Origin of the sequence: Massilia orientalis (assembly GCF_030411975.2) — a bacterium.
In the GTDB taxonomy this organism is placed as follows: Bacteria; Pseudomonadota; Gammaproteobacteria; order Burkholderiales; family Burkholderiaceae_D; genus Telluria; species Telluria orientalis.
Map to the genome: position 1 here is coordinate 337734 of NZ_JASNRB020000001.1, position 12441 is coordinate 350174.

The following is a 12441-nucleotide window of genomic DNA, read 5'->3' on the forward strand; positions in this document are numbered from 1 at the left end:
ATTCCAGCGCCGCCGCGGCGGCGACAGGGAAAAATTCCCGACTGGTATGGAAGTTGCGTACACCAGGGCAAACAACACACACGAGGGGAACATGGACCTGCGCCGCCGCCTTCTCGGCTCGCTCTGCCTGCTGTTGGGCAGCCTGCTGGCCATGACCACGCTGATACAACTGTATTCGCTCCGGAGCGACATCCGTGCCGAGGTGGACGCGTCCACGCGCCTCGTGAACGTGCTCGCGGCGGCCGGCAGCGCCCCCGCCGGCGACGCGGGCGCCGTACGCGCGCTGTTCGCCGGCGCCGGCCTGCGCCACCTGAGCATCCGCACGGCGGACGAACCGCCGCCGCAGCGCGCCGCGCACCCGCTTCCGGCCTGGCTGGGGTTCGCCCCGCCGGACCACGGCGAGCGGGCGATCCGCATCGGCGGGCAACTGCTCTACATCGCGCCGAATCCCGAGTCGGAAATCGGCGAGCGCCTGCACGACACTGTGCAAATCTGGATCACCCTGTTGTTCTTTTCCGGTACAACCCTGGCCGTCACGTGGTGGTGCGCCGACCGCGCACTGTCGCCCGTGCGCGCGCTGGAGGCGGGCCTGCACCGCCTGGCGCGCGGCGAACCCGATCCCGCCCTGCCCGCGTTCGCGCTGCGCGAATTCCGCCGCGTGGCCGACGCCATCACCCATCTCGCGCGCACGCTGGCGGACGCGCGCGGCGCGCAGCACGCGCTGGCGCGCCAGCTGATCACGGTGCAGGAAGACGAACGGCGCGTGCTGGCACGCGAGCTGCACGACGAGATGGGCCAGACGCTGACGGCGCTGAACGTCACCGCGACCCATCTCGCGCGCCATGCGAACATGCTGACGCGCGACGCGGTGGCCGAATGCGCGACGGACCTGCGGCGCGAGATCCGCACGTGCGGCGAGCAGTTGCGCGCGATGCTCAAGACGTTGCGCCCGCACGGCCTGCACGCGGCCGGCCTGGCGCAGACCCTGCGCGAACTGGTCCTGGGCTGGCGCGCGCGCCACACGGACATCGATTTCGAGCTCGACCTGCCCACCCAGCTGCCGGACGTGGGCGAGCTGTTGTCGCTGACGGTCTACCGCGTCGTACAGGAAGCCGTGACGAACGTGGTCCGCCACAGCGGCGCGTCGCTGTGCGTCGTGCGGCTCGCGGTGCGCGCCGGCGGCCTCGTGCTGGAAGTGCGCGACGACGGCCGCGGCCTGCCCGCGGAGGGCGCGACGTGGCACGGCGGCCTGCTCGGCATCACGGAACGTATCGCCATGGCGGGCGGCCAGCTGCGCCTCGTGGCCGGCCCGGCGGGCGGCCTGCGCCTGCTGGCGACGCTGCCGCTGCCGGCCACGCAACCGGTGGAGGTGCCGGCATGATCCGCATCGTCCTCGTCGACGACCACGCCGTCGTCCGCAGCGGCTACCGCCGCCTCCTGTGCGCCGAACCCGATTTCGACGTCGTCGGCGAAGCAGCGAGCGCGCCGGAAGCGAACGCGCTCGTCCAGCAGGTCCGGCCGGACGTCGCTATCGTCGACCTGAGCCTGAAAGGCAGCAGCGGCCTGGAAGCCATCGCCGGCATGCGCGCCCGCCAGCCCGGCCTGCGGGTGCTGGTGCTGTCGATGCACGACAGCGCCGGCCATGTCGCCCAGGCGCTGAAGGCGGGCGCGCACGGCTACCTCACCAAGCGCAGCGAGCCGGAAGAACTCATCACGGGCATCCGCGCCGTGATGAACGGGACGCGCGTGCTGTCGTCCGACGTGGCGGCCGCGGTGGCGCCGGCGCCCCTGGACGGCCTGACGCCGCGCGAATTCGACATGCTGCGCCTGCTCGTGCACGGCGAATCCGTGCAGGCCATCGCGGCCCAGCTCACGGTCAGCCCGAAGACGGTGTTGAACACCCTCACGTCCGTGCGCCAGAAGCTGGGGGCGGACAACGATTTCCGGTTGATGCACCTGGCGGCGCGGTTGGGGATCGTGGAGTTCGGGGGAGCGGTGCCGGCGTGATGGTTCCGACGTCCTTCCCGCGCAGGCGGGAATCCATGCCGAGCCACCGATGTCGCCCTGGCGAACGCACCGCGATGGTTCCGGCGTACCGAATTCTGTATTTCAGCATGGGTTCCCGGTTCCGCGGGAACGACGGATCACGGTGCTGTAAACACGCGGTTCAGCTCAGCCGCCGGCAGCGCATCGTCCGCATACCCGAAGGTCCCCTGCTCCATCACTTCTTTCGCGTCGCGCACGAGCGCGCCGTACGCGGAGCGCGCAAGCGACGCGCCCAGGCTCACGCGCGTGACGCCCAGCGCCGCCAGCGCCGCCACGGTCAGGCCCAGGCCCGGCGCACCGGCCATGAAGTTCACGGGCCGGTCGACCGCGCGCACGACGGCCGCGATGTCTTCCCGTTTCGCGATACCCGGCGCGAACAGCACGTCGGCACCCGCTTCCTGGTAAGCCTGGAGGCGGCGGATGGTGTCGGCCAGGTCCGGCCGGCCGACGCGGAAGTTTTCCGCGCGCGCCGTCAGCATGAATTTGAAGGGGAGTCCACGCGCCGCCTCCACGGCCGCGCGGATGCGGTCGGTGGCGAGGCCGATGTCGAACAACGGCGCGTCCGGGTCGTCGGTCGCGTCCTCGACGGAACCGCCGACGATGCCCGTCGCCGCCGCCTCGACGATCGTGCGGGCCGCGTCTTCCGGGGCGGCGCCGAAGCCGGATTGCAGGTCGGCGGACAGCGGCAGGTCGGTCGCGGCGGCCAGTTCGGCCAGGTGCGGCAGCATTTCCGCGATGGTGATCGTCGGATCCGTCCTCGCCTTCGAGAACGCGAAGCCGGCGCTGGTTCCCGCCAGCGCCTGGTAGCCCAGGTGCTCCAGCAGCTTCGCCGATCCCGCATCCCACGGGTTCGGGATGACGAAGCAGTTGCCGCGGCGGTGCAGGTCGACGAATGCCTGCGCTTTCTCCAGCTGGGTCTTCATGCGTTTCTCCTGTCGGTGGTGGAAACCCTACGTTACCAGAGCCGCACGGCAGAAGATGCGCACATAGTCACACGCCCGGTTCCTCGCCCACACGCACGACGTGCAGCAGGTTCGTGCGGCCCCGACGCCCGGACGGGAAGCCCGCCACCACGACGACGTCGTCGCCCGCATCGGCCAGGCCATGGAAACGCGCGGCCGCGACGCCGTCCGCCACCATGCGGTCGAAGCCTTCCGCTTCCTCGAACGGTACCGGATGCACGCCCCACACGAGCGCGAGGCGGCGCGCGATGGCCATCTTCGGCGTCAAGGCGAGAATCGGCGCGGTGGGACGCTCCCGGCTCGCGCGCAGGCACGTCGCGCCGCTCGCGGTGTACGTGACGGTGGCGGCGGGCGCCAGCAAATTCGTCACGCGGCGCAGCGCGCAGCAGATGGCGTCCGCGGTCGTCTTGTCGGCCGGCTTGTGGCTCGCATCCAGGCCTTCGCGCCAGCGCGGGTCCTGCTCCACTTCGCGGATCACGTTGTCCATCACGGCCACCGACTGCACCGGGTACTGGCCGGACGCCGATTCGGCCGACAGCATCACGGCATCCGCGCCTTCGTAGATGGCGGTGGCGACGTCCGACACCTCGGCGCGCGTCGGCACCGGCGCCGTCGTCATCGATTCCAGCATCTGCGTGGCGACGACGACGGGGCGGCCGGCCGCGCGCGCGGCATGCACGATCCGGCGCTGCAGCACGGGCACCTGTTGGGGCGGGAGCTCCACGCCCAGGTCGCCGCGCGCCACCATGATGCCGTCGGCCAGCGCCACGATGCCGTCCAGCGCATCGATCGCGGCCGGCTTTTCCAGCTTGGCCATGATCCACGCCCGGTCGCCGATCAGGCTCCTCGCCTCGACGATGTCCTCGGGGCGCTGCACGAACGACAGCGCGACCCAGTCCACGCCCAGCTCCAGGCCGAACGCCAGGTCGGCGCGGTCCTTGGGAGTCAGCGGCGAGATCGGCAGCACGACGCCGGGCACGTTGACGCCCTTGCGGTCGGACAGCGCGCCGCCCACCATCACGGTCGTCTCGGCGAAGTCGGCGCCGCAGGCGTCCACGCGCAGGCGCAGCTTGCCGTCGTCCAGCAGCAGGTCGGTGCCGGGGCGCAGCGCGGCGAAGATCTCCGGATGCGGCATGCCGGCGCGGGTCGCATCGCCTTCCGCCGTGTCGAGGTCGAGGCGGAAGCGGCTGCCGGTTTCGAGGACGGCTTTGCCGCCCGTCATGCGGCCCACGCGCAGCTTCGGTCCCTGCAAGTCCATCAGCACGCCGATGGGCCGGCCGATGTCGCGCTCGACGCTGCGGATGATGTTGTAGCGCGCGGCGTGGTCGTCGTGGCTGCCGTGGCTGAAGTTCAAACGGAAGACGTCGGCGCCGGCGAGTGCGAGCGCGTAGATCTGGTCGGGGGTGGAACTGGAGGGGCCGAGAGTGGCGAGGATGCGGGCGCGGCGTTGGCGTAGCATGGGTTAATCCTTAAAAAAAACGGGTACGCCGCCGCCGCGGCGCACCCGTTAAAGGGAAGACGTTTCTTTTTCAGGCGACGTAGATTGCGCGGAAATCGTTCACGTTGGTCAAGGTGGGCCCCGTGATGAGGGAATCGCCCAGCGCACGGAAGAACGTGTGCGCATCGTTGTTCTCGAGGCTCGCGCGCGGCGGCAGGCCGCGTTCCCAGCCGCGCGCCAGGGTGTCCGGCGTGACGAACGCGCCGGCGATTTCCTCGGCGCCGTCGACGCCGTCGGTGTCCCCGGCCAGCGCGTGGATATCCGGCGCACCGTCCAGCGCGACGGCGAGCGCCAGCAGGAATTCGACGTTGCGGCCGCCGCGGCCGTTGCCGCGGATGGTGACGGTCGTCTCGCCGCCGGACAGCAGCACGCACGGTCCCGCGACCGGCTGGCCGTGGCGGCGCGCCTGCAGGGCGATGCCGGCCATGACCTTGGCCACGTCGCGCGCCTCGCCCTCGATGCTGTCGCCGAGAATCAGCGGCGTCACGCCGGCCTTGCGGGCGACGTCGGCCGCGGCTTCCAGCGCCATCTGCGGCGACGCGACGATGTGCGTGTCGACGTGGTCCAGGCGGCGGTTGCCCGGCTTGACGGTCTCACCCATGCCGGATTCCAGCAGGCGGCGCGCGCCCGCCGGCAGGTCGATGCCGTAGCGGCGCACGACTTCCAGCGCATCCGCGCAGGTCGTCGGGTCGGCCACGGTGGGACCGGAGGCGATGTCCATCGGGTTGTCGCCCGGGACGTCGGAAATCAGGAGGTTGACCACGCGCGCCGGGTGGCAGGCCGCGGCCAGCCGGCCGCCCTTGATGGCGGACAGGTGGCGGCGCACGCAGTTCATTTCGGTGATGCTGGCGCCGGAAGCGAGCAGCGCGCGGTTGATCGCCTGCTTGTCTTCCAGCGTGACGCCCTCGCCCGGCAGCGGCAGCAGCGCGGAACCGCCGCCGGAGATCAGGCAGATCACGAGGTCGTCCGCCGACAGGCCGCGCACCGTGCGCAGCATGCGCTGGGCGGCTTCGCGGCCGGCGGCGTCGGGGACCGGATGGGCGGCTTCGACGATCTCGATGCGTTCGCACGGCACGGCATAGCCGTAGCGCGTGACGACGAGGCCCGACAGCGGACCGGGCCAGCTGCGCTCCAGCGCCTGCGCCATCGCGGCGGACGCCTTGCCGGCGCCGATCACCACCGTGCGGCCCTTCGGCGGCGCCGGCAGGTTGCGCGGGATGCACAGCGCAGGCTGGGCCGCGTCGACGGCGGCGGTGAACATGCTGGCGAGCAGTTCGCGTGGGGTCATCGTAGTCATCGTAGTCTCCTGTCCGGTCGCCGTCATTACTGCTGCTTCTGGCCGATCTCGAAGTTCGACATGATCTCCAGCGCGCGCACCATCGCGGAGTGGTCCCAGCTGCCGCCTTCGTGCGCCGCGCAGGTGTTGAACAGTTCCTGCGCGGTGGCGGTGTTCGGCAGCGCCACGCCCAGCTGGCGGCCGGTGGTCAGCGCCAGGTTCAGGTCCTTGCGGTGCAGGTCGATGCGGAAGCCCGGCGCGAACGTGCGCTTGACCATCCGTTCCCCATGCACCTCGAGGATGCGCGAGTTCGCGAAACCGCCCATCAGCGCCTCGCGGACGCGGGCCGGATCGGCGCCGGCCTTGGCGGCCAGCAGCAGCGCCTCGCCGACCGCTTCGATCGTCAGCGCGACGATGATCTGGTTCGCGACCTTGGTGATCTGGCCGTCGCCGTTGCCGCCGACGAGCGTGATGTTCTTGCCCATCTTGTCGAACAGCGGCTTCACTTTCGCGAACGCCGCCTCGCTGCCGCCGACCATGATGGTCAGGCTCGCGGCCTTGGCGCCCACTTCGCCGCCCGACACCGGCGCATCCAGGTATTCGCAGCCCAGCGCGTTGATGCGCTTGGCGAAATCCTTCGTGGCGACCGGGGAGATCGAGCTCATGTCGACGACGATCTTGCCGGCCGACAGGGCCGATGCCACGCCGTCCTTGCCGAACAGGACCTCGTCCACCTGCGGGGTATCCGGGACCATGATGAAGATGATGTCCGCCTGCGCGGCCACTTCGGCGCCGTTCAGGCACACGCGGGCACCCGCTTCGACGAGGGCCGACGGGGTCGGGCCGACGGTGTTGGTGAACAGCGTGTGGCCGTCGTTGATGAGGTGTCCCGCCATCGGGGCACCCATGATGCCCAGGCCGATGAATCCGATGTTTGCCATGATGTGTCTCCTTGTAGTTTGATTAAGCGTTCAGCCGGGCGATCCAGTCCAGGCCCGCGCGGGTGTCGGCGGCCGGCTTGTACTCGCAGCCGATCCAGCCGTCGTAGCCGATGCGGTCGAGGTGCTTGAACAGGAACGGGTAATTGATCTCGCCCGTGCCCGGCTCGTTGCGGCCCGGGTTGTCCGCGACCTGGATGTGGGCGATGCTGCCCAGGTGCTTCTCGACCGTCTTCGCCAGCTCGCCTTCCGTGCGCTGGGCGTGGTAGACGTCGTACTGGACGAACAGGTTGTCCGCGCCCACCGCGTCGATCAGGTCGAGCGCCTGCCGCGTCGTGTTCAGGTAGAAGCCCGGAATGTCGTACGTGTTGATCGGTTCGATCAGCAGCTTGACGCCGGCCTGCTTCAGCTGCGTCGCGGCGTAGCGCAGGTTGTCGACGACGGTGCGGCGCAGCGTGCCTTCGTCGACGCCGGCCGGCGCGATGCCCACCAGGCAGTTCACCTGGCGGCAGTTCAGCGCTTTCGCGTAATCGATGGCGCGGGCGACGCCTTCGCGGAACTCGGCTTCGCGGCCCGGCAGCACGGCGATGCCGCGTTCACCTTTGTCCCAGTCGCCGGCCGGCAGGTTGTGCAGGACCTGCGTCAGGCCGAATTCCTGCAGGCGTTCCGCCAGCGCTTCCTTTTCGAACCCGTACGGGAACAGGTATTCGACGCCCTTGAACCCCGCGTCGCGCGCCGCTTCGAAGCGGTCGAGGAACGGCAGTTCGTTGAACAGCATCGTCAGGTTGGCAGCAAATCTTGGCATGTCGTTCTCCTGAGTCTTCTTACTTTTAAACGCGAATCGCGGTCGGGGCATCGCCCGGATGGTCGGCCAGCGGTTCGAATTCGTTGATGGCGTCGATCTCCAGGCCCATCGCGATGTTGGTCACGCGCTCCAGGATGATCTCGACGATCACCGGCACGCGGTGCTCGGACATCAGCTTGCGGGCTTCGGCGAACGCCGGCTGGATGTCGTCGACCTGGCGCACGCGGATCGCCTTGCAGCCCAGGCCTTCAGCCACCGCCACGTGGTCGACACCGTAGGCGCCGAGGTCCGGCGCGTTGATGTTCTCGAACGCCAGCTGGACGCAGTAATCCATGTCGAAGCCGCGCTGCGCCTGGCGGATCAGGCCGAGGTAGGCGTTGTTGACGACGACGTGCAGGTACGGCAGCTTGAACTGCGCGCCGACGGCCAGCTCCTCGATCATGAACTGGAAGTCGTAGTCGCCGGAGATCGCGACGACGTCCGTCTTGGCGCCGGAAGCGACGACACCCAGCGCCGCCGGCACGGTCCAGCCCAGCGGGCCCGCCTGGCCGCAGTTGATCCAGTTGCGCTCCTTGTACACGTGCAGGAACTGCGCGGCGGCGATCTGCGACAGGCCGATCGTGCTGACGTAGGTCGTGTCCTTGCCGAAGGCGCGGTTCATCTCTTCGTACACGCGCTGCGGCTTGATCGGGTTGTTCTCGAAGTGCGTCTTGCGCAGCATCGTGCGCTTGCGTTCCTGGCACTGCGCCGCCCAGGCGCTGCGGTCCGGCAGGCCGCCGATGGACGCCATGCCGCGGGCCACGTCGATCAAGAGGTCCAGCGCGGCGCCCGCGTCGGAGACGATGCCCAGGTCCGGCCCGAACACGCGGCCGATCTGGGTCGGTTCGATGTCGATGTGGACGAACTTGCGGCCCTTCTTGTAGACATCGACGGAACCCGTGTGGCGGTTCGCCCAGCGGTTGCCGATGCCGATCACGAAGTCGGATTCCAGCATCGTCGCGTTGCCGTAGCGGTGCGACGTCTGCAGGCCGACCATGCCCGCCATCAGCGGGTGGTCGTCGGGAATCGCGCCCCAGCCCATCAAGGTCGGGATCACGGGCACGCCGACGATCTCGGCGAATTCCTGCAGGCGCGCGGCGGCGTCGGCATTGATCACGCCACCGCCGCAGACGATCAGCGGACGCTCGGCCGCGTTCAGCATCGCCAGCGCCTTCTCGGCCTGGGCGCGGGTCGCGGCGGGTTTATAGACTGGCAGCGGCTCGTAGGTGTCGATGTCGAATTCGATCTCGGCCACCTGCACGTCGAACGGCAGGTCGATCAGCACGGGGCCCGGGCGGCCCGAGCGCATCAGGTGGAAGGCCTGCTGGACGACGCGCGGCAGCAGGTCCGGCTCGCGCACGGTGACGGCCCACTTGGTGACCGGCTTGGCGATCGACTCGATGTCGACGGCCTGGAAGTCTTCCTTGTACAGGCGGGCACGCGGGGCCTGGCCCGTAATGCATAGGATAGGTATCGAATCGGCCCAGGCGGAGTACAGGCCCGTGATCATGTCGGTGCCGGCCGGACCCGACGTGCCGATGCAGACGCCGATGTTGCCGGCCTTGGCGCGGGTATAACCCTCGGCCATGTGCGAGGCGCCTTCCACGTGACGGGCGAGCACGTGCTCGAAGCCGCCGTTCTTCTTCATCGCCGAGTAAAACGGGTTGATCGCGGCGCCGGGCACGCCGAACACCGTACTCACACCTTCCTTGCGCAGCACTTCCGCCGCTGCGTCGATTGCTCTCATTCGGGCCATATTCTCCTCCGTTGCTATGGTTAGTCTTGGACTGATGACCCAGCATAGCCATAAGCCACGGTAAGTTGAATTGCTGCTATTATCGGCTCTGTCGATACTTTAAGTATTGAATGGGATAAAAGGCATGGACCGCTACACGGAAATACGCAGCTTCGTACTCATCACCGAAAAGGGCAGTTTCGCCGGCGCCGCGCTGGCGGAAGGCGTGACGCCCGTCGTCATGGGCCGCCGCCTGGACGCCCTGGAACAACGCCTCGGCGTGCGCCTGATGCACCGCTCGACGCGCGGCCTCACGTTGACGGCGCTGGGCGAACAGTTCATCGAACCGTGCCGCCAGCTGCTGCGCGATTTCGACATCACGGAGAACAGCATCAGCGCGGGCCGCAGCACGGTGCGCGGCCACCTGGTCGTGTCGGCGCCGGCGGCGTTCGGGCGCAAGCACGTGGCCCCGCACGCGCCGGCATTCCGCGCCATCCACACGGAACTCAAGATGTCGTTCAACTTCACGGACAGCGTCGTGGACCTCGTGCGCGAAGGCTACGACATGTCGATCCGCATCGGCGAAGTGACGGACCCGAACTACGTGGCGATTCCGCTCTTCCCCAACCGGCGCGTCGTGTGCGGCACGCCCGACTACTTCGAGCGCAACGGCGTGCCGCGCGCGCCCGAAGATCTCGCGCGCCACAACTGCCTCGCCTTCAACCTGCAGGGCGGCCAGCAGCGCGGCTGGACCTTCCAGCGCGACGGCAAGCTGTTCGCCGTGCGCGTGGACGGCGACCTCGCGTGCAACGACGGCGAGCTGCTGTTCGACTGGGTGAAACAGGGACTGGGCATCGGCTGGCGCTCCACGTGGGAGATCCAGGCCGAGCTGAAACGGGGAGAGCTCGTGACGGTGCTGGACGACTACGCGGTCGGGAATTACCCGATCCAGGCCGTGTTCCCGCAGCAGCGCTACCTGCCGGCGAAGATCCGCCACTTCATCGACCACCTGAAGGCGGTGTACAACACGCCGGGGTATTGGGAGTCCTGACGCCGGCTGTCAGGCTGCCGCCCGGACCGCCGGCGCGGCCGGCCCGATGACGGTCGCCAGCGCGAGCACGGCGTCGGCGGCCGCCCGCTTCAGGTCCGCATCCGCCGCGGCGATCACGTGCGGCGCCAGCACGGCGGCGTCCAGGATCCCCACCGCCCGGTTACGCCCGCCCTGCTTGGCCGCGTACAGGCACAGGTCGGCGAGATGGACCAGCTGCTCCCAGTCCGGATCGACGTCGCCCGGGTTCAGGGACTTGGGGCAGAAGCCGATGGAAATCGTCACGTCCAGCGCGCGGTCGTCCAGCGCGATCGGCGTGCCGCCCACGGCCGCCAGCACGCGCGCGCACACCTGGCGCGCCTCGTCCGTGCCGATGCCCGGCAGGTAGGCGAGGAACTCCTCGCCGCCCCAGCGCACCAGCACATCCTGTTCGCGCAGCGTGGCAGCCAGGCGCGCGGCCACGTTCTTCAGCACGACGTCGCCCGCGCCATGGCCCAGCGTGTCGTTGATCGACTTGAAGCGGTCGATGTCCATCAGCAGGAACACGCCGCCCGTGCGCCCTTCCGCGCCGGCGCGCCGTTCGGACGCGGCGCCCGCCTTGCGGTGGTGATGGGGCACGACGTGTTCGTAGAAGTAGTGCCGGTTGAAGAGCCCCGTCAGCGAATCGCGCGTGCTTTGCAGGAACAGCTGGTCGTTCTTCTGTTGCAGCGACTTGTTCGCCTTCGCCACGCGCCGGTACAGGAAGCCGATCAGGACGACGGCGATGCAGGTCGTCGCGCACAGCGCCACCCACAGGCTCCGCTGGCGCCGGGCGTTCTGCAGGTCCGCGGCCTTCAACACGCTCTCGTGGTGGAGCGCGGCGAGTTCGCTCTGCTTCTTCTGGTTGTCCCAGGCCCGCTGCAACGCTTCATAGGACGATTGCTTTTCCTTGCGCCACGCGGCCAGCGATACGGAACCGGCTTTTTCGTAGATCGTCAACGCCGCCTCGCCAAAACCGACCTGGCCCAGCGCATGGCCGTAGTTGAGCAGCATGCGGACGTACTGGTCGTCGTTCTTCAGCGCCTCGAGCGCCTGGTCCGCCATGGCCCTTCCTTCGGCGATGTTGCGGAAGTAAATCCGGGAGAGTCCGAGTTCGAACGAGGCGAGTTGGATGCCGTAGTCATCGCCGACGGCGCGCGAGATGCGCAGTGCCGCCACGGCCGCCCGTTCCGCTTCGCCGAAGCGCCGGCTCTGCATGTAGAGCTCCGCCAGATTCGCCAGCGGCACTGCCAGTCTCTCCCGCGCATGGAGTTTTTCCAGGATGTCGACCGCGGCTTTCAGCGCGGCCTCGGCACGCTTCAGGTTGCCCGCGCGCGCGGCCGTCCCGTATTCGGACAGGCGCGCATGCGCGAGTTGGCCGGCGATGCCGCGCGCCCGCGCGGTGGCGATCATCTCGTCGGTGCAGGCAAGCGCCTCCGTGGTCTTCCCCACAATGGCCAGCAGGCGCGCCTGTTCACGCAACGCCATTTGCAGGGCGTCCGGATCGGCCCCGGCCCGCGCGACGTCCACCGCACGGGTGACGAATTCGATGCCGCCCGCCGTGTCCCCGTCCTCTTCCGCCAGCAATCCCTGCGTGACGAGTGCCTGGGTTTTCAAATAGGGGTCGGCGGAGTCGGCCGCGAGCCGGGCTGCGCCCTGGATCAGCCGGCGCGCGGCTTCCTGGTCGTGCACGAACATCGACAAGGCATACGCGTGGCTCAGCATCGCCCTCGCCAGCAAATCGTCGTCGTGAAGCTCGCGGCCGAGCCGTTCGGCCCCAAGGGCCGCATCGACGGCCCGGTTCTTGTCCTTCATCCACCAGTAAGCGCGGCTGGTCACGACGAGAACCTGGCCCAGTTCGCGGCCGGTGTGCGCCTGCCGCAGCGCATCCAGCCGCTGCAATGCCGCGCGCGGCATCACGTACGCTTCTTCCCGGATAACGGTCAAGTCGCGGGTAAAGTCTTCATGCACGTCGCCGGACCGGGCCACGGCCGCCCGGCAGACGAGCAGCAGGCCCACTAATATCCGGCGCACAACCATGCTTCCTCCAAACGTAGTCCCGGATAGTAACATCAG

The 12441-nt window shown here is 69.0% G+C and carries 10 protein-coding genes; 3 read left to right on the forward strand and 7 right to left on the reverse strand.

Annotation, left to right across the window (positions count from 1 at the left end; all coding sequences use genetic code 11):
• Positions 1-91: 91 nt before the first annotated feature.
• Together QPK29_RS01405 and QPK29_RS01410 are read left to right on the forward strand one after the other, a co-directional pair.
• Positions 92-1381, forward strand: coding sequence for a sensor histidine kinase (locus QPK29_RS01405; RefSeq protein ID WP_371769403.1), 1290 nt, complete (start codon positions 92-94; stop codon positions 1379-1381).
• Positions 1378-2007 carry a response regulator transcription factor gene (locus QPK29_RS01410; protein WP_160407951.1) on the forward strand — a complete coding sequence of 210 codons (630 nt, stop codon included), beginning with the start codon at positions 1378-1380 and terminating at the stop codon, positions 2005-2007. Before QPK29_RS01405 ends, QPK29_RS01410 begins: the two co-directional genes overlap by 4 nt.
• 137 nt (positions 2008-2144) lie before the next feature.
• On the opposite strand, the gene QPK29_RS01415 is transcribed toward QPK29_RS01410, so the two are convergent.
• The 6 genes from QPK29_RS01415 to gcl form a co-directional block, all read right to left on the reverse strand.
• Complete coding sequence (locus QPK29_RS01415) at positions 2145-2969, reverse strand: isocitrate lyase/PEP mutase family protein (RefSeq protein ID WP_371769404.1); 825 nt, start codon at positions 2967-2969, stop codon at positions 2145-2147.
• 67 nt (positions 2970-3036) lie between these two features.
• On the reverse strand, positions 3037-4467 hold the full coding sequence (pyk, locus tag QPK29_RS01420) for a pyruvate kinase (protein ID WP_371769405.1): 1431 nt from the start codon (positions 4465-4467) through the stop codon (positions 3037-3039).
• A gap of 70 nt (positions 4468-4537) precedes the next feature.
• Positions 4538-5803, reverse strand: a complete 1266-nt coding sequence (locus QPK29_RS01425; protein WP_371769406.1) for a glycerate kinase type-2 family protein — start codon at positions 5801-5803, stop codon at positions 4538-4540.
• Positions 5804-5829: 26 nt separating this feature from the next.
• Complete coding sequence (locus QPK29_RS01430; protein WP_056124841.1) at positions 5830-6723, reverse strand: 2-hydroxy-3-oxopropionate reductase; 894 nt, start codon at positions 6721-6723, stop codon at positions 5830-5832.
• A gap of 22 nt (positions 6724-6745) precedes the next feature.
• Positions 6746-7525, reverse strand: a complete 780-nt coding sequence (hyi, locus tag QPK29_RS01435) for a hydroxypyruvate isomerase (protein WP_371769407.1) — start codon at positions 7523-7525, stop codon at positions 6746-6748.
• Between the two features lie 25 nt (positions 7526-7550).
• Positions 7551-9320, reverse strand: coding sequence for a glyoxylate carboligase (gene gcl, locus QPK29_RS01440; protein ID WP_371769408.1), 1770 nt, complete (start codon positions 9318-9320; stop codon positions 7551-7553).
• Between the two features lie 124 nt (positions 9321-9444).
• On the opposite strand from gcl, the gene QPK29_RS01445 reads away from it, so the two are divergent.
• Complete coding sequence (locus tag QPK29_RS01445) at positions 9445-10350, forward strand: LysR family transcriptional regulator (RefSeq protein WP_056124850.1); 906 nt, start codon at positions 9445-9447, stop codon at positions 10348-10350.
• Positions 10351-10359: 9 nt separating this feature from the next.
• On the opposite strand, the gene QPK29_RS01450 is transcribed toward QPK29_RS01445, so the two are convergent.
• Positions 10360-12399, reverse strand: coding sequence for a diguanylate cyclase (locus tag QPK29_RS01450; protein ID WP_371769409.1), 2040 nt, complete (start codon positions 12397-12399; stop codon positions 10360-10362).
• Positions 12400-12441: the final 42 nt, after the last annotated feature.